Origin of the sequence: Paucibacter aquatile, assembly GCF_002885975.1 — a bacterium.
GTDB lineage: Bacteria > Pseudomonadota > Gammaproteobacteria > Burkholderiales > Burkholderiaceae_C > Paucibacter_A > Paucibacter_A aquatilis.
Genome location: NZ_POSP01000004.1, coordinates 494,631 through 518,625 on the forward strand (window position 1 = coordinate 494,631; position 23,995 = coordinate 518,625).

Here is a 23,995-nt window from a genome sequence, read left to right on the forward strand (position 1 = left end):
ATGTGAGCCCGCCATGAAACGCAGCCCGTCCTCGCCATCGTCTCTGTCCCATTCGCTGCCGCTGGCGGCGGGATTGGCGGGGCAGGCCGCGGGCTCGATCTCTGATGCTCGCGAGCGCGCTGCCGACGAAGCCGAAGACGAAGTGGCCGGCCTGAATGGCCGCCTCAACACCGGCAGCGATCTGGAAGTGGGCAATGCGCTGCAGGCCTATCTGCGCGACATCCGCCGCACACCTTTGCTGAGCCCGCAGCAAGAGTTCGAGACCGCCCAGCGCGCACGTGCCGGTGATTTCGCGGCCCGCCAGTCCATGATCGAGCACAACCTGCGCTTGGTCGTTTCCATCGCCAAGAACTACCTGGGCCGCGGCCTGCCGCTCAGCGACCTGATCGAAGACGGCAATCTCGGCCTCATGCATGCCATCGGCAAGTTCGAGCCCGAGCGTGGCTTTCGTTTCTCCACCTACGCCAGCTGGTGGATACGCCAGAGCATTGAGAGTGCCTTGATGCACCAGGCCCGCCTGGTGCGCCTGCCGGTGCACATCGTGCGGGAACTCAACCATGTGCTGAAGGCGCGGCGGGCACTCGAAGCCGTGCAGAGCCAGAATGGCGGCGCCGGCCAGGTGCGGGCCGAAGACATCGCCGCTGCGCTGGGTCGGCCCTTGGCCGAGGTGTCCGAGTTGCTGGCCTATGCCGAGCTGCCCAGCTCGCTCGATGCGCCGGTCGATCGCAACGGCGAGGGCGGCGAATCGATGATGGACCTGGTGGCCGATGAGCAGACCATCGATCCGCTGGGCTTGCGCCTCAGCCATGAGCTGGACGAGCTGCTGCGCCACGGCATGTCGGCCTTGAACGAGCGAGAGCGCGAGGTCTTGGCAGGCCGCTTTGGTCTGTTCGACCGCGAGCCCGAAACCCTCGATGTGCTGGCCGTGCGGCTCAAGCTCACGCGCGAGCGCATCCGCCAGATCCAGATCGAAGCGCTGGCCAAGCTCAAGCGCAACATGATGCGCCACGGCATCGACCGCGACTCCATCTTCTGAGTGGCCGGTCGGCCCGTCGCGGCGCGCGGCGATAATTGCGGCATGAGTCAAGAAACAGAATGGCTGACGGTCGAATCGATTGACCTGGATGCCCAGGGCGTGGCCCACAAGGAAGACGGCAAGGTGGTGTTCATCGAAGGCGCCTTGCCGGGTGAACAGGTCCAGGTCAGCACCGGCCGCAAGAAGAACAACTGGGAGCAGGGCACGATGACAGCCATGCGGCGCGAGAGCGCCCAGCGCGTCACGCCCGGCTGCCCGCACTTCGGTCTCCATGCTGGCGCCTGCGGGGGCTGCAAGATGCAGCATCTGCACGCTGGTGCCCAGGTTGCCGTGAAGCAGCGTGTGGTGGAGGACAACCTCTGGCACCTCGGCAAGGTCAAGCCCGAGATGCTGCTGCGTCCGATCGAGGGGCCGACCTGGGGCTACCGCTACCGCGCCCGCTTTTCGGTGCGCTATGTGCCGAAGAAGGGTCAGGTCTTGATCGGCTTCCACGAGCGCAAGAGCCGCTACGTGGCCGATATGCAGGTCTGCAAGGTGGTGCCGCAGCGCGTCAGCGACCTGCTGATGCCGCTGCGCGATCTCATCGCCAGCATGGACGAGCGCGACCGCCTGCCGCAGATCGAGCTGGCCATGGGGGACGAGGTCATCGCCCTGGTGCTGCGCAACCTGAATCCCCTGTTGGAGCCGGATCGTCAGCGCCTGCGTGACTTTGCGGCGCTGCACCCCGGCGTGCAATGGTGGTTGCAGCCCAAGGGGCCGGAGACCGTGCATCTGCTCGATGAAGGCGGCCCCGAGTTGGCCTACCGCCTGCCCGAGTTCGGCGTGGTCATGCCCTTCAAGCCCACCGATTTCACCCAGGTCAATCCGCACATCAACACCGTGCTGGTCGGTCGCGCGCTGCGCTTGCTGGCGGTGCAGCCTGATGAGCGGGTGATCGATTGGTTTTGTGGCCTGGGCAACTTCACCTTGCCCTTGGCGACGCAGGCGCGCGAGGTCTTGGGCATCGAGGGCAGCGAGACCTTGGTGCAGCGCTCGCGCGAGAACGCCGCGCGCAATGGTCTGGCCGACAAGACCCGCTTTGTGGCCCGCAATCTGTTCGAGATGACGCCGGAACTGCTGGTGGCCGATGGCGTGGCCGACAAATGGCTGGTTGACCCGCCGCGCGACGGTGCTTTCGCCTTGGCCAAGGCGGTAGCCGATATTGCGCAGAACCCGGAGCTGGCGCCCGGCTGGACCTTGCCCAAGCGCATCGTCTACGTGTCCTGCAACCCGTCCACACTGGCGCGCGATGCAGGTTTGCTGGTCAATGTGGCAGGCTATCGCTGCACGGCGGCCAGTGCGGTCAATATGTTCCCGCACACCTCGCATGTGGAGAGCATTGCGGTGTTCGAGCGCTGAAATGAAGAAAGGGCCGTCAGGCCCTTTCGTTTCTATGCGCCACGCAGCCGGTAGGGGGTGTTAGTCCCTTTCTCCGCCGAAGATGCCCAGCAGGGACAGCAGGCTCTGGAACACGTTGTAGAGGTCCAGATAGATGGCCAGGGTGGCCGAGATGTAGTTGGTCTCGCCGCCGTCCAGCACACGCTTGATGTCGTAGAGCATGAAGGCCGAGAACACGGCCATGGACAGCACCAGCAGGGTCAGCATCAGGGCCGAGGACTGCAGGAACACATTCACCACGCCGGCCACCAGCATGATGATGGCGCCCACGAACAGGAACTTGCCCATGCTGGACAAGTCGCGCTTGATCACGGTGGCCAGGCTGGCCATGGCGAAAAAGATGGCGCCCGTGCCGCCAAAGGCCGTCATGATCAGGCTGCTGCCATTCTTGAAGCCCAGCACCGCGGCCAACAGGCGCGAGAGCATCAGGCCCATGAAGAAGGTGAAGGCGAGCAGGGCGTAGACGCCGGTGCTGCTGTTCTTGGTCTTTTCCACCAGCATCATCAGGCCGAAGGCGCCGGCCATGAAGACGATCAAGCTCATGCCGGTGCCCATGCTGGCCATCAGGCCGGTGGACACGCCCACCCAGGCGCCCAGCACGGTGGGCACCATGGACAGGGCCAGCAGCCAGTAGGTGTTGCGCAGCACGCGCTGGCGCTCGGCCGCCAGGCCTTGGCCCAGGCTTGCGTTCAGTTGGGTTTGCAGGGTTTCATTCATCTCAAGCGTCCTCCATCATCCAAACCATCGGCGGCGCGGCGATGGTCCAGCTTGTCTTGTCCCAGTGCGCCGCGTCACTCAGGGCGAAATGTAGCGCGTGCCGGGCCGCCGTGCTGAGCCCTGTGGTGCGATCGCGCAATTGGCGCTCTGCGAGTGCGCGAGGCTGCGCGGGCGGGTCAGGGCAGTGCTGCATGCCAGCGCATGAATGGCTGGCGCCCATGCAGCTAAAGTGCGGCCTTCCCCGTTCCGATTCAAGAGAGACCATGAAACAAAAGCCGTACCTGAGCCTGGAAGACGTCAAGCGCATCGCCGCCGCTGCCGAGGCTGAAGCCCTGGCGCACCAGTGGGCGGTGACCATCGCCATCGTCGATGACGGCGGGCATTTGCTGTGGCTGCAGCGCCTGGACGGCGCGCCGGCCGTGTCGGCCCAGATCGCCCCGGCCAAGGCGCACACCGCCGCGCTGGGTCGTCGCGAGTCCAAGGTGTACGAGGACATCATCAACCAGGGCCGCGTGTCCTTCCTGAGTGCGCCGGGCTTGAGTGGCTTGCTCGAGGGTGGCGTGCCGGTGCTGGTGGATGGCCATTGCATCGGCGCCGTCGGCGTCAGTGGCGTCAAGTCCAGCGAAGACGCGCAGATTGCGCGCGCGGGCATCGCGGCGCTGGTCTGAGTCCGCGGAGGGTTGGCGCGGGATGGTGCGCTGCCTCCTTGCCGTCGAACTTGTGGTGGTTTGCGGTGGTAGTCATGGCATCTGGCGAAGGCTGACTTGATGCCGTCATTTGCGCAAAGTATGCAAAACCGGGCTTGGTGATAACCCTGGTGGGTTATACTCAGCAGGTTTACCCGCAACCACCGCCACCCCAGCGAAACTCGCTTCAGTTTCTCCACCAAACTCAGGCTCTTTCGGCCCGGTTCTCCCCTGAGCCCGGCCGGCTGCAAGAGCAGAGCTGGGCGTGCGCACCTCACCGGAGTTCCCCGTGCTGCCCGATCTGCTCCAAACCCCCAAAGCGATTCTCGCCCTGGCAGACGGCACGGTCTTCACAGGCACCTCGATCGGCGCAGCCGGTCACACGGTCGGCGAGGTGGTGTTCAACACCGCCATGACCGGCTACCAGGAAATCCTCACCGACCCGAGCTACTGCCGGCAGATCGTGACCCTCACGTATCCGCACATCGGCAACTACGGCGTCAACGACGAGGATGTCGAGGCCCCGAAGATCCATGCCGCTGGCCTGATCATCAAGGAGCTGCCCATCCTTGATTCCAACTTCCGCAAGACCCGCAGCCTGGCGCAGTACCTGCGCGACGAAGGCACGGTTGCCATTGCCGACATCGACACCCGCCGTCTGACCCGCCTGCTGCGCACGACCGGTGCCCAGAACGGCTGCATCCTGGCGGTGCCCGAGGGTCAGGTTGTGACCGAGGCGTTGATCGCCGATGCAGTCGCCAAGGCCAAGGCTGCGCCCAGCATGTCCGGACTGGACCTGGCCAAGGTGGTCAGCACGCCCGAGCGCCACGGCTGGACCGAAACCGAGTGGACCTTGGGCAAGGGCTACGGCCAGCTGAGCCAGCCGCGTTTCCATGTGGTGGCCTATGACTTCGGCGTCAAGCGCAACATCCTGCGCATGCTGGCCGAGCGCGGTTGCAAGATCACCGTGGTGCCGGCCCAGACCCCGGCTTCGGCCGTGTTCGATCTGGAGCCGGACGGTGTCTTTCTGTCCAACGGCCCTGGCGATCCGCAGCCTTGCGATTACGCGATCGCAGCGGCAGCGCAGCTGATCGAATCGGGCATCCCGACCTTCGGCATCTGCCTGGGTCACCAGATCATGGCTCTGGCCTCGGGCGCCAAGACCTTCAAGATGAAGTTCGGCCATCACGGCGGCAACCACCCGGTCAAGGACCTGGACAACGGCCGCGTCAGCATCACCAGCCAGAATCACGGCTTTGCGGTCGATGCGGACAGCCTGCCTGCCAATCTGCGCGCCACCCACATCAGCTTGTTCGACGGCACGCTGCAAGGCCTGGCCCGCACCGACAAGCCGGCCTTTTGCTTCCAGGGTCACCCCGAAGCCAGCCCCGGCCCCCACGACATCGCCTACCTGTTTGACCGCTTCATCGGTCTGATGGCCAAGTCCTGATCACGGCCTGATGGAGTAAAGACATGCCCAAACGTACAGACATCAAGAGCATCCTCATCATCGGCGCCGGCCCCATCATCATCGGCCAGGCCTGTGAGTTCGACTATTCCGGCGCCCAGGCCTGCAAGGCCCTGCGTGAGGAAGGCTACAAGGTCATCCTGGTCAACAGCAATCCGGCGACCATCATGACCGACCCGGACACGGCCGATGTGACCTATATCGAGCCCATCACCTGGCAGGTGGTCGAGAAGATCATCGCCAAGGAGCGCCCGGACGCCGTGCTGCCCACCATGGGTGGCCAGACCGCGCTGAACTGCGCCCTGGACCTGCACAAGCACGGCGTGCTGGCCAAGTACGGCGTGGAGATGATCGGCGCCAACGAGAAGGCGATCGAGAAGGCCGAAGACCGCCTGAAGTTCAAGGATGCGATGACCAAGATCGGTCTCGACTCCGCCAAGTCCGGCATTGCGCATTCCATGGAAGAGGCGCTGGCCGTGCAAAAGCGCATCAAGGACGAAATCGGCGGCACCGGCTTCCCCATGGTCATCCGCCCCAGCTTCACGCTGGGTGGCACCGGCGGTGGCATTGCCTACAACCCGGAAGAGTTCGAAGAGATCTGCAAGCGCGGCCTGGACCTGTCTCCGACCAATGAGCTGCTGATCGAAGAATCGCTGATCGGCTGGAAAGAGTACGAGATGGAAGTGGTGCGCGACAGCCGCGACAACTGCATCATCGTCTGCTCGATCGAGAACCTGGACCCCATGGGCGTGCACACCGGTGACTCCATCACCGTCGCCCCGGCCCAGACGCTGACCGACAAGGAATACCAGCTGCTGCGCAACGCTTCGATCGCCATCCTGCGCGAAATCGGCGTGGACACCGGCGGCTCGAACGTGCAGTTCTCGATCAATCCGCAGAACGGCCGTATGACCGTGATCGAGATGAATCCGCGTGTGTCGCGTTCCTCGGCGCTGGCCTCCAAGGCCACCGGCTTCCCGATCGCCAAGATCGCGGCCAAGCTGGCCGTCGGCTACACCCTGGATGAGCTGAAGAACGACATCACCGGCGGTGTGACTCCGGCGTCTTTCGAGCCCTCGATCGACTACGTGGTCACCAAGATCCCGCGTTTTGCCTTCGAGAAATTCCCCATGGCCGATTCGCGTCTGACCACGCAGATGAAGTCGGTGGGCGAGGTGATGGCCATGGGCCGTACCTTCCAGGAATCCTTCCAGAAGGCCCTGCGCGGCTTGGAAACCGGCATCGACGGCCTGAGCGAGCGTTCGACCGATCGCGAAGAAATCATCCAGGAAATCGGTGAGCCCGGCCCGGAGCGCATCCTCTTCGTCGGCGACGCGTTCCGTCTCGGCATGAGCTTGCAAGAGGTCTTCGAAGAGACCGCCATCGACCCCTGGTTCCTGGCTCAGATCGAGCAGATCATCAAGATCGAGCAATCGCTGGCCGGCCGCGGCCTGGCCTCGTTGAGCGCCGATGAACTGCGCCTGCTCAAGAAGAAGGGCTTCTCGGACCGCCGCCTGGCCAAGCTGCTGGGCACCAACCAGCACGAGGTGCGCGCTGCGCGCCATGCCTTGAACGTTCGCCCGGTCTACAAGCGCGTGGACACTTGCGCGGCCGAATTCAGCACCGAAACCGCCTACCTCTACTCGACCTACGAGGAAGAGTGCGAGGCCGAGCCGACGAACAACAAGAAGATCATGGTGCTGGGTGGTGGCCCGAACCGCATCGGCCAGGGCATCGAGTTCGACTACTGCTGCGTCCATGCCGCGCTCGCCATGCGCGAAGACGGTTATGAAACCATCATGGTCAACTGCAACCCCGAGACCGTGTCCACCGACTACGACACCTCGGACCGCCTCTATTTCGAGCCGGTGACCCTGGAAGACGTGCTGGAAATCGTCGACAAGGAAAAGCCGGTCGGCGTGATCGTGCAGTACGGCGGCCAGACGCCGTTGAAGCTGGCCCTGGATCTGGAGCGCGCCGGCGTGCCCATCATCGGCACCACGCCGGACAGCATCGACATCGCCGAAGACCGCGAGCGCTTCCAGAAGCTGCTGCATGAGCTGGGCCTCAAGCAGCCGCCCAACCGCACCGCGCGCACCGAAGAGCAGGCCGTGGCTCTGGCCAACGAGATCGGCTATCCGCTGGTCGTGCGCCCCAGCTATGTTCTGGGCGGCCGCGCCATGGAAATCGTGCACGGCGACAAGGACCTGGAGCGCTATATGCGCGAAGCGGTGCGCGTCTCCGACAAGTCACCGGTGCTGCTCGATCGCTTCCTGGAAGACGCGGTGGAAGTCGATGCCGACTGCATCAGCGACGGCGAGACCGTCATGATCGGCGGCATCATGGAGCACATCGAAGCCGCGGGCATCCACTCCGGCGACTCGGCCTGCTCGCTGCCGCCATACACCCTGTCGCAAGAGCTGCAGGACGAGCTGCGCCGCCAGACCGCGGCCATGGCCAAGGCGCTCAAGGTCGTGGGCCTGATGAATGTGCAGTTCGCCATCCAAGGCGACGTGACGGGCGGCCTCGACGGCGCCACTGTCTATGTGCTGGAAGTGAATCCGCGTGCCTCGCGCACGGTGCCCTTCGTGAGCAAGGCGACCGGCCAGCAGTTGGCCAAGATCGCCGCGCGTTGCATGGCGGGCCAGAAGCTCAAGGACCAGAAGGACCGCCTGGGTCGCATCCCGGCCGAGGTGATTCCGCCGTACTACAGCGTCAAGGAGGCCGTCTTCCCCTTCAACAAGTTCCCTGGCGTGGACCCCATCCTCAGCCCAGAAATGCGCTCCACCGGCGAAGTGATGGGCGCCGCCCGCACCTTCGGCGAAGCGATGTTGAAGAGCCAGCTCGGCGCTGGCTCGCGCCTGCCGCGTCAGGGCAATATCCTGATCACCGTGAAGAACGGCGACAAGGCGCGTGCCGTGGCCGTGGCCAAGGACCTGCATGCCTTGGGCTTCGGCGTCGTGGCCACCAAGGGCACGGCAGCCGCCATCAGCGAAGCCGGCGTGCCGGTGACCGTGGTCAACAAGGTCAAGGATGGCCGCCCGCACATCGTCGACATGATCAAGGGTGGCGACATCCAGTTGGTCTTCACCACCGTGGACGAGACCCGCACCGCCATCGCCGACAGCCGCCACATCCGTCAGGCAGCGCTGGCCGCGCGAGTCACCTACTACACGACCATGGCGGGTTGTGAGGCTGCGGTGGAGGGCATGAAGCACCAGAACGGCCTGCTGGTGCAATCCCTGCAGGAACTGCACGCCGAACTGCACTAAACTGCGTCTGAACGAAGTCCGCCGCCGCGCCCCTGGAAGCAGGGTCGCAGCGGCGGCTTCATTTTGTGGAGCGAGGAAATGAGCCCCTTTCGGGCTTGCGACTCGCCGTTCTCCCGGCGCCGCGCCGCAGACGTGGTCGGCGCCCAGGCTTTTTCAAGGTTTCATTCATTCAAATCATGGCCACCATTCCATTGACCACCCGCGGTGCCGAGAAGCTCAAAGCCGAGCTGCATCAACTCAAGAGCGTTGAGCGTCATGCCGTGATCAATGCGATTGCCGAGGCGCGTGCTCAAGGCGATCTGTCTGAAAACGCCGAATACGAAGCCGCCAAGGACAAGCAAGGCTTCATCGAAGGCCGCATTCTGGAGATCGAAGGCAAGCTGGCTGCGGCCCAGATCATCGATCCGGCCTCGGTGGATGCCGGCGGCCGCATCGTCTTCGGCTCGACCGTGGACCTCGAAGAAGAGGCCACCGGCGCCGAGGTGACCTACCAAATCGTCGGTGACGACGAGGCCGACCTGAAGCTCGGCCTGATCTCGATCAGCTCGCCCATCGCGCGCGCGCTGATCGGCAAGGAGGCCGGCGACGTGGCCGATGTGCAGGCGCCCGGCGGCGTCAAGCGCTACGAGGTGGTGGAAGTCCGCTACGTTTGATGGCGCAGGCGGTTTCGTGACTCTGCTCCAGCGTTCGCGCCTGCTGCTGGCTGCCCTCTGGGCAGGTTTGCTGCTGTGCGTGGCCTTTGTGGCGGCGCCCAGCGCATTTGCGGCGCTGGAAAAGGCGCAGGCGGGTGTTTTTGTCGGCCGCCTGTTTGCGCAGGAGGCCAACCTGAGTTTGGCGGCCGCGCTGCTGCTGATGCTGATGGAGCGCCGCCTGGCGCGCGACGGGCAGGCTCGTGCCTTGACCGCCGAGTTCCTTCTGCCGGCGGGCGCCTTGTTTTGTACCGTGCTGGGTTACTTTGCGCTGCAGCCCTTGATGGCGGCCGCGCGTGCCGGGCAGGGCTCATGGTCGTTCATGAGCCTGCATGCGGTGTCGTTTGGGTTTTACGGGCTCAAGACCTTGCTGGTCTTGGCACTGGCCTGGCGTAGCAGCCGGGCCTGAGCGCGTGGCGCTCTGATGCCAGCCAGTCTCGGGCGGGGCCCAGGCTGGGTGGCATGCAGCAGGATCACTGATCCTGCGAGCTCTTCTTGATGCTGGTGAGGCGGCGCTTGGCGCGCTTGATCTCGCCGCCCTGGGCAACGCGTTCGTTGCCCAAAACGCGCAGCTTCTTGGTCTGCGGGCGGTGGTTGCCGCTCTTCGAGAACTTGACGATCTTGACCACGCGCGGGCCCAGTTTGCTGTCTGCGCGGGTGTTGGCTTCGTCTTCCTTGGGCGGAATCGGGCGCCAGATGATAAGCAGCTTGCCGATGTGCTGAATCGGCGCCGCATTCAGTTCGCCGCACAGGCTGGCGAAGATGCCTTCGCGGTTGGCGCGGTCGTCCGAGAAAATCCGCACCTTGATCAGCCCGTGGGCATTGAGGGCGGCGTCGGTCGCTTTCACGACGGCAGGGGTGAGTCCATCCGCGCCTATCATGACCATGGGGTCGAGATGATGGGCTTCGGAGCGTTTTTCCTTGCGCTGGGCAGGGGTCAATTGAATCGCAGGCATAGGCGTATTATCCGTGCAACATGAAGTTCACAACAAAAAGCAAAAAACTTAATAAGGCGTGGTTGCATGATCACATCAATGATCCCTACGTCAAGATGGCCCAGCGTGACGGTTATCGCGCCCGCGCGGCCTACAAGCTCAAAGAGATTGACGAAGAGCTCAAGCTGATCCGCCCGGGCCAGGTGGTGGTCGATCTCGGTGCTTCACCGGGCGCCTGGAGCCAGTATCTGCGGCGCTGCTTTGCCCCCAAGGAGGCCGGTACCGGCGGCGCAGCCGTGGGGCAACTCAACGGCACCATCATCTCGCTGGACTTGCTCGATTGCGCGCCGATTGAGGGCGTGCATTTCATCAAGGGCGATATCCAGGAGGAGGCGGTGCTGCATCAGCTGGAGGCAGCCCTCGCAGGCAAGTCTGTCGATGTGGTGGTGTCCGACATGGCGCCCAATCTCTCGGGCATCGAGAGCTCGGATGCGGCGCGTGTGGCCGGCTTGGTCGAGTTGGCCATCGAGTTCGCGCAAGCCCATCTCAAGCCTGAAGGTGCGCTGGTGGCCAAGGTGTTTCATGGCAGCGGTTACACGCAGTTGGTGGAACTCTTCAAGGCGACTTTCAAGAAGGTCAAGCCCTTGAAGCCTAAGGCCTCGCGCGATCGTTCGTCCGAGACCTTCCTGATTGGCATCGGCCTGAAGAAGCCTGCCGTACCGAAGGCAGACACGCCGGCGTGAATGCCGGTGATTTCGCATGGCCATGCAAATCAGCCTGGCCTCTTGACTGCAATAGAATCAACCCCATATGCCGTGCACGTGGCTGTAAACAGTGCAGCCTGGCCGTAATGAACAAGGAGTGGCGGTGAACAATCAGTGGTTCTCGAAAGTAGCGGTCTGGATCGTGATCGCTCTGGTGCTGTTCACGGTCTTCAAGCAGTTTGACCGCAGCGCAGCCCCGGGCAATGCCATGGGCTACTCGGAGTTCCTCGATGAAGTCCAGTCCGGCCGCATCAAGCAGGTAACTCTGCAAGAAGGCAATGGCGGCACCGACATCATTGCCGAGGGCTCGGATGGCAAGAAGATCCGTGTCACAGCCACCTATCTGGACCGCGGTCTGGTCGGTGATCTTCGCAATCACGGTGTCAAGTTTGACGTCAAGCCTCGCGAAGAGCCTTCTTTCCTGATCAGCATGCTGGTCAGCTGGGGCCCGATGCTGCTCTTGATCGGCGTGTGGGTTTACTTCATGCGTCAGATGCAAGGTGGCGGCAAGGGTGGCGCTTTCAGCTTCGGCAAGAGCAAGGCTCGAATGCTGGATGAAGCCAGCAACAACATCACCTTTGCTGATGTGGCCGGTTGCGACGAGGCCAAGGAAGAAGTGAAGGAACTGGTCGACTTCCTGAAAGACCCGCAAAAATTCCAGAAGTTGGGCGGTCGTATCCCGCGCGGTGTGTTGCTGGTCGGCCCCCCGGGAACCGGCAAGACCTTGCTGGCCAAGTCCATCGCCGGTGAAGCCAAGGTGCCGTTCTTCACGATCTCGGGTTCTGACTTCGTCGAGATGTTCGTCGGCGTCGGTGCCGCCCGTGTTCGCGACATGTTTGAGCAGGCCAAGAAGAGCGCGCCCTGCATCATCTTCATCGACGAAATCGATGCGGTCGGTCGCCATCGCGGTGCCGGTCTGGGCGGCGGCAATGACGAGCGCGAGCAGACGCTGAATCAGATGCTGGTCGAGATGGATGGTTTTGAAACCAACCTCGGCGTCATCGTGATCGCTGCGACCAATCGCCCGGACATCCTGGACCCGGCGTTGCTGCGCCCCGGTCGTTTTGACCGTCAGGTCTATGTGACCTTGCCGGACATCCGCGGTCGCGAGCAGATCCTCAATGTGCACATGCGCAAGGTGCCTGTGGGTCAGGACGTTAACGCCAGCATCCTGGCGCGCGGCACGCCCGGCATGAGCGGTGCTGACTTGGCCAACTTGGTCAACGAAGCTGCCTTGTTTGCCGCCCGTCGCGGTGCTCGCCTGGTCGAGATGATCGACTTCGAGCGCGCCAAGGACAAGCTCTATATGGGCCCCGAGCGCAAGAGCATGGTGATGACGGAAGAGGAGAAGCGGGCGACCGCCTACCACGAGTCTGGCCATGCCATCGTGGCCGAGATGCTGCCGGGTACGGACCCGGTTCACAAGGTCACCATCATGCCGCGTGGCCGTGCCTTGGGCGTGACCTGGCAGTTGCCGGAGCGTGATCAGTACAGCCGTTACTACAAGCAGATGCTGAATGAAATCAGCATCCTGTTCGGTGGCCGTATCGCCGAAGACCTGTTCGTCAAGGACATCTCCACCGGTGCGTCCAACGACTACGAACGCGCCACCCGCATCGCGCGCGATATGGTCACGCGCTACGGCATGAGCGAGGTGTTGGGTCCTATGGTGTATGCAGAGAACGAGGGTGAAGTCTTCCTCGGCCGCAGCATGACCAAGACGTCCAATATCAGCGAAAGCACGCAGCAAAAGGTCGACGCCGAAATGCGTCGAATCCTGGATGAGCAGTACGCGGTGGCACGTAGTATTCTGGAAACCCATCGCGACAAGGTCGAAGAGATGACCGCGGCGCTGATGAAGTGGGAAACCATCGACCGGGATCAGGTGCTGGACATCATGGCTGGTCGCCCGCCCCGCGATCCGGGTGACGGCTCGCAGCCGCGCAACAGTGCCAGCAGCGGCGGCTCGCCTCCAGTGAGCACCGATGGTGCACCTGCTGCCGCCTGACCAAGGCTGAGATTGAGTGGGGCCCGGCTTCTGAAGCCGGGCCTTTTTCTTTGTCGCATTCCTTCAGGCTCGCCGAGTTGCCTGCAGCCTGCTCGCAGTTCTTTCTTACGACTTGAGTCTTGCTTTGAGCGCATTACCCAATGAGTCCGCGCCGACCTGGCGCACCCGCCGCTTTGCCATCGATCTGCAGCGTGTCCAGGTCATGGGCATCGTCAATGTCACACCGGATTCCTTTTCCGACGGTGGCCAGCACGGGACAGCGCGCAGCGCCATCGCTCATTGCGAGTGCCTGCTGGCGGATGGTGTGGACATCCTTGACATCGGCGGCGAATCCAGCCGCCCCGGCGCGCAGTTGCTCGGCGAGGACGACGAGTGGTCGCGTGTGGCGCCTGTGCTGGCCGAGGCGGTGAAGCTGGGCGTGCCGGTGTCCATCGACACCTACAAACCGGCACTGATGGCGCGTGCGCTCGATCTCGGAGTGGACATCATCAATGACATTCAGGCCTTGCGAATGCCAGGTGCGCTCAAGGCGGTGTCGTCCCATGCAGATGCCGGTGTGTGCCTGATGCACATGCGCGGTGACTCATCCACCATGCAGGCTTTGGTGGACTACGGCGATGTGGTCCCGGAGGTGGCTGCCTTTTTGGCCGACCGGGCGCGCGTCTTGCGTGAAGCCGGCGTGGCGGCGGAGCGTATCGTGCTGGACCCGGGTTACGGGTTCGCGAAAACCACGGCACAGAATTTTGAGCTGCTGGCGCGACTGCAAGAGTTGCAAGGTTTGGGCTACCCATTGTTGATCGGTTGGTCGCGCAAGCGGGCCATCGGAGATGTGACCGGCCGGCCTGTGGACCAGCGCCTGGCCGGTAGTTTGGCCGCGGCGTTGGCCGCGGTGGCACGCGGCGCCCGCATCGTGCGCGTGCACGATGTGGCGGCGACGGTCGATGCGCTCAAGGTCTGGCATGCGGCTGCCGGGGGCGCGTGAATACTGTTACGCAGTTGCCACAGCCGCTGACCGACAATAGCGGATTGATTTTCAGGAGGGTGCTCACAATGAGCCGCAAGTATTTCGGTACCGATGGGATTCGTGGCACGGTCGGCCAGGCGCCGATCACGCCCGACTTCATGTTGCGCTTGGGCCATGCGGTGGGCCAAGTGCTGCGCAAGCAGTCGAGCCGCCCCAGCGTCTTGATCGGCAAGGACACGCGTATTTCTGGCTACATGATCGAGTCGGCCCTGGAGGCCGGTTTTGCCTCGGCCGGCGTCGATGTTCAGCTGACTGGCCCGCTGCCCACGCCCGGGGTGGCTTACCTGACTCGCGCGCTGCGCCAGGATCTGGGTGTGGTGATCAGCGCTTCGCACAATCCCTTTGCCGACAACGGCATCAAGTTCTTCTCGGCCAAGGGTGAAAAGCTGCCCGATGCCTGGGAACTGGCCGTCGAAGCGGCGCTCGACGAGCCGCCGACCTGGATTGATTCAGCCAATCTTGGCCGCGCTCGCCGCATCGGCGATGCGCGTGGTCGTTACATCGAGTTCTGCAAGAACAGCTTCGGCTCCGATTTGACCCTCAAGGGCATGAAGATCGTGGTCGATGCAGCGCATGGCGCGGCCTACCACGTGGCCCCTGATGTGTTCCACGAGCTGGGTGCCGAGGTCATCTCCATTGGCTGCAGCCCCGACGGTTTCAATATCAACGCCGGTTTCGGAGCCACTTCGCCCGCCGCCCTGGTCAAGGCCGTGCATGAGCACGGCGCGCACTACGGCGTCGCGCTGGATGGTGACGCCGATCGCCTGCAACTGGTGGACGCACAAGGCCGCCTCTACAACGGTGACGAGTTGCTGTATGTGATGGTGGCCGATCGCCTGGGTCAGGGCCTGCGTGTGCCTGGCGCGGTGGGCACCTTGATGACCAATATGGCGGTCGAGCTGGCCCTGCGCTCGCGCGATGTGGACTTCGTCCGTGCCAAGGTCGGTGACCGTTATGTTTTGGAAGAGCTGAGCGCGCGCGGCTGGCAGCTGGGTGGCGAAGGCTCGGGCCATTTGCTGGCCCTGGACAAGCACACCACGGGCGATGGCATTGTCAGCGCTTTGCTGATTCTGCAGGCCGTCAGCCGCACCGGTCGCTCTTTGTCGGAGCATCTGGCAGACGTCACCTTGTTCCCGCAGACCATGATCAATGTGCGTTTGCAGCCGGGTCAGGATTGGCGCAGCAATGCCCGCCTGGCGCGCGAGCAAGCCGAGGTGACGGCTGAGCTCGGCGACCGCGGCCGTGTGCTGATCCGCGCCTCCGGCACCGAGCCGCTTCTGCGGGTGATGGTGGAGGCCAGCGACGCGGCCTTGGCACAGCAAAGTGCTCAACGCTTGGCGGAGGCCGTCAAGGCCTGATGTGATGATGGTTCGGGGCGGGTGTGCTGCAGTGTGTTGCATTTGCCCGAACCCTTGACGCTGAAATGAAAAGCCCCAGGTGACATGTCATCTGGGGCTTTTTGCTTGATTGCCAGGCAGTGGTCGATTCAGGGGCGCTTGAGAACCAAGAATCCGCCCGACTTGTCGGAAGGCCGACTTACGGCCGCTACCACGCTCCAGCCGGAGGGAATCTCCTGACTGTTGCTCTGCAGCGCATGGCTGCAGCGGGTGTTTTGCAGGGAATGCTGAGCATCGACCCTCCATCGGCCCTGGAACTGCAACGAGGCCAAGGTTGCCAGGGACTGATCCGGTGCTGCGACACAGTTGGCGTTCTGCGGCAGGTGAGCCCGCAAGCGCTCCACCAAGGGGCCGTTGCTGCGAATGAAATCCAGTGGCGGCAGCAACAAGGTCATGATCAAGAGCCAGCAAAGGGCCACGCCCCCGGCGGGCAGGACCAAGCTCTTCCAAAGCGCATGCTGATGCCGGGCGGTGCGCCAACGAACCAGTGCGATCCATGCCGCAGTAGCCAATACGGCCAATACCAGGGCCAGTGCGCTGAAGCGTGGTTCGAACTCTTCACCCAAACCCAGGCGGCGCAGATTGGTCATGGGCGTGCGTGGCACACCCAGATGCATGGAGATGTAGTGCAGCCAGAACAGCAATGTCCAGGCGCTGAAGAAGAACACCGAGAACCAGTCCATGGCTGCGGCGATGCCGCGCTGCAAGGTGGGCAACGCAAAACTGGCGAGCACTGCAAGCGCCGGCAAGCTCAACAACAAAGCGCGATCCGAGCCGCCCATCAGGATGCTGGTCAGCAGGGGGATCAGGGCGGCGATCAGTGGCAGAAGGATATGCCTGCCTTGCCAATGTGCACGCCAGCGCCACAGGGTCCAGAGGGCCATGGGCCAGACCGGCCAGCAGAACCAAGCCAGCAAATTGAGGGTGCGCAGCAACTGATCCAGATCCAATTCGCCTTTGATTCGCCAAGCCCAGGCATTGAATTCCCAGGCACTCATGGCGGCCAGACAGCCTGAAGCAAGCAGCCATAAGGTGAGGCTCCGCACTTCCAGATACCGCGAGCGCCGGCAAAGCCAGGCGCCAATGAGCGACAGCGCGAGCGCCACCGCGGGCGCGCCACTGGCTGCCAATATGGGGAGTGCTCCAAGAATCGCCCAGCGCGATTTGCTGGGGCGATAGGGGGCCGCGGCGAGGCCGTATAGGTAGAGGCTGACAGCCAGCAACTGCAGTAATTCGGGCGTGGTTTCGTGACCCAGTTGCAGCAGACCCAGGCTGGCGATCAAGGCAAGTAGGGCGCCATCGGCCAGTGAGCGGGCGTAATCGACGGCCTGTGCTTCCCCGCCAAATGCAAAGGCCACGGGTTGTGCTGCATCGGTGCGCGCCAGATGGAAGCTGCTGTACCAAACCAGCACCAGGACCAGCACCAGCATCAGTGCATATGGCAGGCGCGCCGCGAAAGCAGCGTCGGCGAAAGGCAGGGCCTGGATGGCTGCCGCACCCACCCAGTAGGGCAGGGGGCCGCCTTCTGCCGGAATGCCCGCGATCGCAGGTTGCCACCATGGGGCGCTGCCTTGCGCAATGCTGGCCATGAAGCCAAAGGCGCTCAGGTCTGCATTGCGCCAGGGATCTCGGCCGAACAGGCCAGGCAGCACATAGGCTGCGCAAAACAGCAGCAGTGCCAGGCGGGGCAGGCGCTGCGCACTTCGCTCGGCAACGATGGCAGGGGTGGGCAGGTTCACGCGTGGAGCAGTTGGGTGCGAATGAAAGATGCCTGGATCATGCCGCAAAGCTGTGATGGCAGCGAGGCGCGCGTCTTGCGAAGCTGAGCGTGTGGGGCGAGGGCTGCACGGGGCTTGGCGAAGCGGGCATGAAAAAAGGCAGCCAGAGCTGCCTTCCTGTACCGAGAACCCGAAGTCCGGGTCGAGTCGGATTTACTTCTTGGCGAAACCGGCAAACTTGTTGCGGAACTTCTCGACGCGGCCGCCCAGGTTGTCGATGCTCTTTTGCTGGCCGGTGTAGAAGGGGTGCGATTCGCTGGTGGTTTCCAGCTTGACCAGCGGCACTTCGCGGCCGTCGTCCAGCGTGATGGTTTCCTTGCTGCTCACGGTCGAACGCGTGATGAACTTGAAACCATTGGATTGATCCACGAAGCAAACGTCGCGGTAATTCGGGTGAATGCCGTCTTTCATGAGAGACCTCTCGCTTTGCGCTGACGTGCCGGGAGCCATGTCGCACCATGCGACGCACTTTCCGACAGCGACAAAAACGCGGATTGTAGCAAAATTTTTCAGGGCGACCGTTTGAAGGTGCCCGTCGGCCCACCGAAACCAGCGGGCCGGGTGTCCACCGCCGCAGCATGCCGCGGCCGTCCCTGCGCCGGCAGGGGCTGGAGAATCAACCGCCGCGACGCATCATGTCGAAGAAATCGAGGTTGTTCTTGGTGGACTTCATCTTGTCCAGCACGAACTCCATCGCCTCGATCTCGTCCATGTTGTAGAGCAGCTTGCGCAAGATCCAGCTCTTTTGCAGGATCTCGGGCTTGAGCAGCAGTTCTTCGCGGCGGGTGCCGGACTTGTTGATCAAGATCGAAGGGTAGACGCGCTTTTCGGCCATGCGGCGATCCAGATGGATTTCGCAGTTGCCGGTGCCCTTGAACTCTTCGTAGATCACTTCGTCCATGCGGCTGCCGGTGTCGATCAGCGCAGTGCCGATGATGGTCAGCGAGCCGCCTTCTTCCACCTTGCGCGCAGCGCCGAAGAAGCGCTTGGGGCGCTGCAGGGCGTTGGCGTCCACGCCGCCGGTCAGCACCTTGCCGGAGGAGGGCAGGACGTTGTTGTAGGCGCGAGCCAGGCGGGTGATGGAGTCCAGCAGGATGATCACATCCTTCTTGAGCTCGACCAGGCGCTTGGCGCGCTCGATCACCATCTCGGCCACCTGCACGTGGCGGGCGGCGGGCTCGTCGAAGGTGGAGCTGATCACTTCACCGCGCACGGTGCGGATCATCTCGGTCACTTCTTCGGGGCGCTCGTCCACCAGCAGCACGATCAGGTGAGACTCGGGATGATTGGCGACCAGCGCATGCGCGATGCTCTTCATCATCTCGGTCTTGCCGGTCTTGGGCTGGGCGACAATCAGAGCGCGCTGCCCTTTGCCGATCGGCGCGATCAGGTCAATGATGCGGCCGGTGACGTTTTCTTCGCCCTTGAAGTTGTCTCGTTCGAGCTTGAACTGTTCGCGCGGGAACAGCGGCGTCAAGTTCTCGAACATGATCTTGTGCTTACTCTCCTCGGGCGTCAGTTCGTTGACGCGGTCAACCTTGACCAGGGCAAAGTAGCGCTCGCCGTCCTTGGGCACGCGCACTTCGCCTTCGATCATGTCGCCGGTGTGGAGGTTGAAGCGGCGGATCTGGCTGGGGCTCAGGTAGATGTCATCGGTCGACGCCATATAGCTGTCGTCGATGGATCGCAGGAAGCCAAAGCCATCCGGCAGCACTTCGAGCACGCCGTTGCCGAACACTTGTTCGCCGGCTTTGGCGCGCTTTTTCATGATCGCAAACATCAACTCCTGCTTGCGCATGCGAGCGACGTTGTCGATCTCCAGCGCCTCGCCCATCTTGATGAGCTCGGAGACGTGAAGCGCTTTCAGTTCGGAAAGATGCATGGGTGAACACCCGGTAGGTCGTCAGGGTCCTGCCAAGGACCGGGGACTTAAAACTTCAGCGGCAAGCGCACATTGCCCTGCAAGCCACGCCAACGGCACAGAATCAGTCAGCGAAACCGCGAAACAAAAAACGAGGGAGCTTGGGCGCCGAGTCCACGCGCCAGAGCCGTCGATGCGGCCAGGGCGTGTTGGCAATTCACTGTTGCCGGGAGCCAGGAAACCGAGAGGATTCGATATGTCCCCGGCAACAGATTGAAGGAGATTATAGGTTAGCGTCCAGGAAGGCCGTCAATTGGGCCTTGGACAAAGCGCCGACCTTGGTGGCGGCCAGCTGGCCGTCTTTGAACAGCATCAGGGTCGGGATGCCCCGGATGCCGAACTTGGCGGGCACTTCGCGGTTTTCGTCCACGTTCATCTTGGTGATTTGCAGGCGATCGCCATAGTCCTTGGACACTTCGTCCAGGATGGGGGCAATCATCTTGCAGGGGCCGCACCATTCGGCCCAGTAGTCCACCAGCACGGGCTTGCCGGCTTGGATCACATCGGCGTCAAAGGATGCGTCGGAAATGTGTTTGATCAGTTCGCTGCTCATGGAGTGTCCTTGGACGGGGTCTCGGCAGGGCTGCCGACAAAAAGGCCAGACGTGGCTGACTTGAGTGTCGTTGGATTTTGACACAAAGGACTTGGGGTCGTGACGATGGGGCCATGGTGGAACGGTCGGCTTCACGTGCTCGCGAATCAGCGCAACGACTTGTGTTCTGCGCTTGCCTTCTGATCCTTGGCTGCTGGGTCGCTAACGTGAAAACAACTCGGAGGTTTTTTGGGGGGCATGAATTCGGCAATGGCGTGTTGCTTGCAGTGGCCCGGAAGAAGTTTTGGAGTTTTCTCGGGAGCGCTTGAAATCCAGGCTAGAATGGCCGTCTTCGTCGGGGCGTAGCGCAGCCTGGTAGCGCATCTGCTTTGGGAGCAGAGGGTCGCGAGTTCGAATCCCGCCGCCCCGACCAAGATCCTTATCGAATACCCGTTGCAAGCGTGAGTTTGCAGCGGGTTTTTTGTTTGTGCTGGAGAAAGGTAAGGCAGTCGTATTTGACACCGGGGTTTGTGCGCCCTGGGTTAGCGCGACTTCTCCGGCCGCAGCTCAAACCACAGAATTGCGCGCGACTGGGCTTGATCGAGCCCGCCCTTCAACATGACTTGATGCCATGGCTATCCAACAACTGACCGAAGAGCAAATCCAGACCTGGACTCGCGCCCAAAAGGACGAGTGGTGGTTCAAGAACATCTTCCGCGGCGACATGCCGCAGCTGACCCTGCGATCTGCCCTGACGGGTTTCTTGCTCGGCGCCGTTCTGGCAGCCACCGCGCTCTATGTGGGCGGCAAGACCGGCATCGGCATCGGCGTGGGGCTGACCGCGGTGATTCTGTCGTTTGGCTTGTTTCGGGCCTTGCACGCTTCGGGTCTGGCCAAGGACTACACCATCCTCGAGAACAACTGCACGCAGTCGATCGCGACTGCGGCGGGCTATGTGGTGGCGCCGCTCTACACCAGCTTGGCAGCCTATATGTTGATCACGGGCCGCATCATTCCTTGGTGGCAGATGATCATTTGGATGGCAGTGACATCCATTCTTGGCGTGCTGGTGGCTTTCCCCATGAAGCGGCGCTTCATCAATGAAGATCAGCTGCCTTTTCCCGAGGGCCGTGCCAGCGGCGTGGTGCTGGATGCGCTCTACATGGGCGACGCAGCGACGGGTGTGTTCAAGGCGCGTTTGCTGACCCTGGTGGCCGGTGGCACTGCGCTCTATCAAGCCGTGGTCAGTGATGGCTGGATGAAGTTGATCCAGTTCAAGATCCTGCGCATGGATCAGTGGGCCGGCATGAAAGAGCCTTGGCATTTGCATGAACGTCTGGACACCTACTACTACCAAGCCGCAGCCAAGGCGGAGTGGTGGATCCCGAAGATTCTGGGTACGGATTTCCGCGTCTTGGGCCTGCGCCTGACGCTGGACGCCGCCATGATCGGTGTCGGCGGTCTGATGGGCATTGCGATCGCAACCAGTTGCTTGCTCGGTGCCTTCATCAACTTCGTCATCCTTGCACCGATGATGATTCAGCTCGGCGATATTGCGCCGCGCGTGTCGCCCAGTGGGGCACTGGTGCCGCTTTCGCGCGCCGAGATCGTCAACCAGTGGTCGCTGTGGTGGGGGGTCACCATCATGGTGGTGGGCTCGCTGACCAGCCTGCTGGCCAAACCTGAGCTGATCACCAGTCTGTTCAAAGGCAAGAAGAAGGGCGCGGCTGTGGCGTCCACGGGCCCGGATCTGCTGGCCGGTATCGAAGTGCCGCTGTGGATCTCCTATGTCGGCGTTCCCGTGTTCAGCGTGCTGGGCGCCTGGGTCACGCACCTGTTCTTTGGTGTGCCCATGTTCCTGGCCTTGGTGTCCTTACCCTTGATCTTTGTGCTGACGGTCATCTGCACCAACTCGATGGCCTTGACCTCGTGGACGCCGACCGGGGCCCTGTCCAAGATCACCCAGTTCACCATGGGCGCAATCGACCGGACCAATCCCGCCAGCAATTTGCTGCCGGCCGGCATGACCTCGGAGATTGCCTCCAACGCCGCCAATCTGCTGTCGGACATCAAGCCGGGCTACATGCTCGGCGGCAAGCCGCGCCACCAGGCCATTGGTCACATCATCGGCATCTTCGCGGGCTTGCTGGCCTGTGTGCCCCTGTACTTCCTGCTCTTCTTGCCGGCCGATGCCAACGGCGTGCGCTCGGTCTCGACCCTGGTGTCTGAGCAGTTCGCCATGCCGGGCGCCTTGCAGTGGAAGGGCGTGGCCGAGTTGATTGCGCGCGGCTTCAATGGCTTCCCGACCTCGGCTCTGATTGCCATGGCTGTGGCAGCCATCAGCGCCATCGTCATCGAGGTGCTGCGCATCGTCACCAAGGGCCGCTTCCCGCTGTCGGCTGTGTCCATTGGCTTGGGCGTGGTGTTGCCGCCCGAGTCGGTGTTTGCCATGTGGGTGGGTGCAATGCTGTTCTGGGTCATGGGCCTGCGCCACAAGAGTGTGAGCAGCCCCGGTCACCGCATTTGGGTGGAAGGTTGCGAACCGATCTGTGCGGGCCTGATCTCGGGCGCGGCCTTGATGGGAATTGGCAACTCCATCGTCAATGTGATCATGAATTGATGGTGGGGCCTCGGCGGCGGCGCACTCGCGCGGCCTCCCAGGCCCATGGCACAATCGCGGCCCCCGGAGCCTCGATTCGGGTACTGCTACAGCTCAGACCTCAATTTGTTTGGGTGGCCTCGTGGCAGCCTTGCCGGGGCTCCTTGCCAGGGTTGGCGTCGATCGGCGCCGTGCCCTGGTCGACCGACCATAGCTCAACTGGATAGAGCACCCGCCTTCTAAGCGGGCGGTTGCAAGTTCGATTCTTGCTGGTCGGGCCAATCTTCTTTCTCGCAGCCATGTTGCGCCGCACTCCCCTTCCTGTGTGGTGGATGTCCGCGTTGGCGTGCCGGGCTGATTGCGGTTTCAGTGGCTGAAGCGGGCGGATCTTGCGATGTTTCGCTCCTGTACTGTTCTTGTTTCGAAGCCAGCGACGCTGCCTTGCAAAGCAAGAATGGATTTGCGGGCTGACAAGCTGGCGCATCTTTTTGAATCACGCTTGTTCCCGGCGTTCTAGGGTTTTCCTGAACCTTGCTTTCCTTTGAATTCCCGCTTTAACGCTGATTTCCTGCATTTGGGCCAGAGATTTCGCGTTGCAAGGATTGCATCCTGCGCGTTACCAAACGTAAAGTAGAGTCCACAAAACGAGGGAATAGCGGCACCACGATGTGTACGCTGGAGGGGGAGTGAGTGCGGCTGCAAATGCTGTTCTCGCAACCTTGGGGAATGGCTTGGAGCGCAGTGCAGATTCGTCTCAGTCTGCATGCCATGTGACTCCTTGTGAGCAAGCGGCGTCCTCGTTGGACGCCGCTTTGCTTTTTTGGATCGAACACCATGCAGTGAGGATCCGATTCAAGACTTCAAGCCGGGCAGAGAAGGCGCCGGCTGAAGCTTCAAGTGCCTAGCTCCGTCGCATTCCGTTGTTAGACTCCGCAGCCCTGTCCAGCCCGCGGGCTGTGCGCGTCCGCTTCGACACGGGATTGCGTTTGTTCTTGCCCATGCTTCCGTGACTGCCGTGCCTGCCTTGCCATGACTGCTTTGCCAATCACCCGACACACCTGCCTCGCCCTGCGTGCTGCCAAAGCCGGCCGAGCGGCTCGGTTCTTCGGAGTGATGGCCATCTTGTTCGGTGCCACTACAGTTTGGGCGCAGGATGGCGGCGCGGCAGCGCCGGTATTGGGCACCGGCCCAGGGTCCTGTGTGTTGGTGTTCGGGCATGGGCGCAATTTCGAACCCACGCAGGCTGCCCAGAATGAGCATTGGGATCAGCTCAATCTGAGCTTCAACCGCGAGGTGGTTGATGCACTCAATCAGGCTCGCCACACCGCTCATGCCTTGGTGCTCAAGGTCTCGGCGCTGGATCTTGCGCGCAATGCGCGCCTGTTGCTGGACGAAGCACAGCGCCTCGGTTGCGGCCAGGTCTTGGAAACCACCGTGTTCGCCGATGTCGAGTCGTCTTCGTTCAAGGCCCGCTTGCGTCTGTATCCCCTGCAGGGGATGAAGGGGCCGCGGACTTCGGGCGAAGGCCTCAGCATCGGGGCGCCGCTCTACACCAACGAACGTGGCTTTGAGCTCAATCAGCGCAATCTCGAGCGCCTGCGTCCGGAGTTGCTGGCGCGCACCATGAGCGATGAGTTCTTGCAGTCCTTTGTGCCGGCCTCACGCACAGGTGCTGGGGCCAGCTCCGCTGCCGCTCCCGCCGCTGTCTCGGCGCCAGGACCTTGAGGTTCAT

General features: G+C 62.6%; 19 protein-coding genes and 2 tRNA genes. 15 read left to right on the plus strand and 6 right to left on the minus strand.

Features of this window, described 5'->3' with window-relative positions:
* Positions 1-13 precede the first annotated feature (13 nt).
* Both rpoS and rlmD read left to right on the plus strand, forming a co-directional pair.
* Entirely contained in the window at positions 14-1,036 is a 1,023-nt protein-coding gene (rpoS, locus tag C1O66_RS21835) for an RNA polymerase sigma factor RpoS (RefSeq protein WP_102770118.1), read from the plus strand.
* Positions 1,037-1,078: 42 nt separating this feature from the next.
* A complete protein-coding gene (gene rlmD / locus C1O66_RS21840; RefSeq protein ID WP_102770119.1) occupies positions 1,079-2,434 on the plus strand; it encodes a 23S rRNA (uracil(1939)-C(5))-methyltransferase RlmD in 1,356 nt (451 codons plus the stop codon).
* A 60-nt stretch (positions 2,435-2,494) separates the two neighbouring features.
* Here the strand turns inward: rlmD and C1O66_RS21845 are convergent, their stop codons facing one another.
* Positions 2,495-3,190, minus strand: a complete 696-nt coding sequence (locus C1O66_RS21845; RefSeq protein ID WP_102770120.1) for a Bax inhibitor-1/YccA family protein — start codon at positions 3,188-3,190, stop codon at positions 2,495-2,497.
* A 263-nt stretch (positions 3,191-3,453) separates the two neighbouring features.
* Here C1O66_RS21845 and C1O66_RS21855 point away from each other — a divergent pair, with 263 nt between their 5' ends.
* From C1O66_RS21855 to C1O66_RS21875, 5 genes are all read left to right on the plus strand, one after another.
* Positions 3,454-3,858 carry a GlcG/HbpS family heme-binding protein gene (locus C1O66_RS21855; RefSeq protein WP_102770122.1) on the plus strand — a complete coding sequence of 135 codons (405 nt, stop codon included), beginning with the start codon at positions 3,454-3,456 and terminating at the stop codon, positions 3,856-3,858.
* A gap of 283 nt (positions 3,859-4,141) precedes the next feature.
* The gene (gene carA / locus C1O66_RS21860; RefSeq protein WP_394341047.1) at positions 4,142-5,326 is read left to right on the plus strand and encodes a glutamine-hydrolyzing carbamoyl-phosphate synthase small subunit; all 1,185 of its coding nucleotides are present in this window, start codon (positions 4,142-4,144) and stop codon (positions 5,324-5,326) included.
* A 23-nt stretch (positions 5,327-5,349) separates the two neighbouring features.
* Positions 5,350-8,616, plus strand: a complete 3,267-nt coding sequence (gene carB / locus C1O66_RS21865; protein ID WP_102770123.1) for a carbamoyl-phosphate synthase large subunit — start codon at positions 5,350-5,352, stop codon at positions 8,614-8,616.
* Between the two features lie 176 nt (positions 8,617-8,792).
* Positions 8,793-9,269, plus strand: coding sequence for a transcription elongation factor GreA (gene greA / locus C1O66_RS21870; RefSeq protein ID WP_102770124.1), 477 nt, complete (start codon positions 8,793-8,795; stop codon positions 9,267-9,269).
* A 16-nt stretch (positions 9,270-9,285) separates the two neighbouring features.
* On the plus strand, positions 9,286-9,714 hold the full coding sequence (locus C1O66_RS21875) for a DUF4149 domain-containing protein (protein ID WP_333780331.1): 429 nt from the start codon (positions 9,286-9,288) through the stop codon (positions 9,712-9,714).
* Positions 9,715-9,778: 64 nt separating this feature from the next.
* Here the strand turns inward: C1O66_RS21875 and C1O66_RS21880 are convergent, their stop codons facing one another.
* Complete coding sequence (locus C1O66_RS21880; protein ID WP_102770126.1) at positions 9,779-10,261, minus strand: YhbY family RNA-binding protein; 483 nt, start codon at positions 10,259-10,261, stop codon at positions 9,779-9,781.
* A gap of 20 nt (positions 10,262-10,281) precedes the next feature.
* Here C1O66_RS21880 and C1O66_RS21885 point away from each other — a divergent pair, with 20 nt between their 5' ends.
* The 4 genes from C1O66_RS21885 to glmM all read left to right on the plus strand — a co-directional run bounded on the left by C1O66_RS21885 (position 10,282) and on the right by glmM (position 15,394).
* The gene (locus C1O66_RS21885; protein WP_102770127.1) at positions 10,282-10,983 is read left to right on the plus strand and encodes an RlmE family RNA methyltransferase; all 702 of its coding nucleotides are present in this window, start codon (positions 10,282-10,284) and stop codon (positions 10,981-10,983) included.
* Between the two features lie 124 nt (positions 10,984-11,107).
* A complete protein-coding gene (ftsH, locus tag C1O66_RS21890) occupies positions 11,108-13,012 on the plus strand; it encodes an ATP-dependent zinc metalloprotease FtsH (RefSeq protein WP_102770431.1) in 1,905 nt (634 codons plus the stop codon).
* Positions 13,013-13,214: 202 nt separating this feature from the next.
* Entirely contained in the window at positions 13,215-13,994 is a 780-nt protein-coding gene (gene folP, locus C1O66_RS21895) for a dihydropteroate synthase (RefSeq protein ID WP_102770432.1), read from the plus strand.
* Positions 13,995-14,062: 68 nt separating this feature from the next.
* Positions 14,063-15,394: a phosphoglucosamine mutase gene (gene glmM / locus C1O66_RS21900; RefSeq protein ID WP_102770128.1), complete on the plus strand. Its 1,332-nt coding sequence runs from the start codon at positions 14,063-14,065 to the stop codon at positions 15,392-15,394.
* A gap of 128 nt (positions 15,395-15,522) precedes the next feature.
* Here glmM and C1O66_RS21905 read toward each other — a convergent pair whose 3' ends face one another.
* From C1O66_RS21905 to trxA, 4 genes are all read right to left on the minus strand, one after another.
* Positions 15,523-17,172, minus strand: coding sequence for an ArnT family glycosyltransferase (locus tag C1O66_RS21905; RefSeq protein ID WP_243392922.1), 1,650 nt, complete (start codon positions 17,170-17,172; stop codon positions 15,523-15,525).
* A gap of 192 nt (positions 17,173-17,364) precedes the next feature.
* Positions 17,365-17,622: a type B 50S ribosomal protein L31 gene (locus C1O66_RS21910; RefSeq protein ID WP_102770129.1), complete on the minus strand. Its 258-nt coding sequence runs from the start codon at positions 17,620-17,622 to the stop codon at positions 17,365-17,367.
* 205 nt (positions 17,623-17,827) lie between these two features.
* Entirely contained in the window at positions 17,828-19,093 is a 1,266-nt protein-coding gene (gene rho / locus C1O66_RS21915) for a transcription termination factor Rho (protein ID WP_102770130.1), read from the minus strand.
* A gap of 262 nt (positions 19,094-19,355) precedes the next feature.
* Positions 19,356-19,685: a thioredoxin TrxA gene (trxA, locus tag C1O66_RS21920; RefSeq protein WP_102770131.1), complete on the minus strand. Its 330-nt coding sequence runs from the start codon at positions 19,683-19,685 to the stop codon at positions 19,356-19,358.
* A gap of 335 nt (positions 19,686-20,020) precedes the next feature.
* Between trxA and C1O66_RS21925 the strand changes: the two genes are divergently transcribed.
* From C1O66_RS21925 to C1O66_RS21940, 4 genes are all read left to right on the plus strand, one after another.
* Positions 20,021-20,097 (plus strand) — tRNA-Pro (locus C1O66_RS21925).
* Between the two features lie 198 nt (positions 20,098-20,295).
* Positions 20,296-22,284 (plus strand): OPT family oligopeptide transporter, encoded by a 1,989-nt coding sequence (locus tag C1O66_RS21930; RefSeq protein WP_102770132.1) that lies wholly within the window; start codon positions 20,296-20,298, stop codon positions 22,282-22,284.
* A 183-nt stretch (positions 22,285-22,467) separates the two neighbouring features.
* A tRNA-Arg gene (locus C1O66_RS21935) sits at positions 22,468-22,544 on the plus strand.
* A gap of 832 nt (positions 22,545-23,376) precedes the next feature.
* A complete protein-coding gene (locus C1O66_RS21940; RefSeq protein ID WP_133155328.1) occupies positions 23,377-23,988 on the plus strand; it encodes a hypothetical protein in 612 nt (203 codons plus the stop codon).
* Positions 23,989-23,995: the final 7 nt, after the last annotated feature.

Coding starts and splice junctions, on each gene's coding strand:
- glmM (WP_102770128.1), top strand. CDS start 14,063: ATGAGCCGCAAGTATTTCGGTACCGATGGGATTCGTGGCACGGTCGGC.
- C1O66_RS21885 (WP_102770127.1), top strand. CDS start 10,282: ATGAAGTTCACAACAAAAAGCAAAAAACTTAATAAGGCGTGGTTGCAT.
- C1O66_RS21940 (WP_133155328.1), top strand. CDS start 23,377: ATGGCCATCTTGTTCGGTGCCACTACAGTTTGGGCGCAGGATGGCGGC.
- trxA (WP_102770131.1), bottom strand. CDS start 19,685: ATGAGCAGCGAACTGATCAAACACATTTCCGACGCATCCTTTGACGCC.
- C1O66_RS21855 (WP_102770122.1), top strand. CDS start 3,454: ATGAAACAAAAGCCGTACCTGAGCCTGGAAGACGTCAAGCGCATCGCC.
- rpoS (WP_102770118.1), top strand. CDS start 14: ATGAAACGCAGCCCGTCCTCGCCATCGTCTCTGTCCCATTCGCTGCCG.
- C1O66_RS21845 (WP_102770120.1), bottom strand. CDS start 3,190: ATGAATGAAACCCTGCAAACCCAACTGAACGCAAGCCTGGGCCAAGGC.
- rlmD (WP_102770119.1), top strand. CDS start 1,079: ATGAGTCAAGAAACAGAATGGCTGACGGTCGAATCGATTGACCTGGAT.
- carB (WP_102770123.1), top strand. CDS start 5,350: ATGCCCAAACGTACAGACATCAAGAGCATCCTCATCATCGGCGCCGGC.
- greA (WP_102770124.1), top strand. CDS start 8,793: ATGGCCACCATTCCATTGACCACCCGCGGTGCCGAGAAGCTCAAAGCC.
- C1O66_RS21880 (WP_102770126.1), bottom strand. CDS start 10,261: ATGCCTGCGATTCAATTGACCCCTGCCCAGCGCAAGGAAAAACGCTCC.
- C1O66_RS21930 (WP_102770132.1), top strand. CDS start 20,296: ATGGCTATCCAACAACTGACCGAAGAGCAAATCCAGACCTGGACTCGC.
- rho (WP_102770130.1), bottom strand. CDS start 19,093: ATGCATCTTTCCGAACTGAAAGCGCTTCACGTCTCCGAGCTCATCAAG.
- C1O66_RS21910 (WP_102770129.1), bottom strand. CDS start 17,622: ATGAAAGACGGCATTCACCCGAATTACCGCGACGTTTGCTTCGTGGAT.
- folP (WP_102770432.1), top strand. CDS start 13,215: ATGGGCATCGTCAATGTCACACCGGATTCCTTTTCCGACGGTGGCCAG.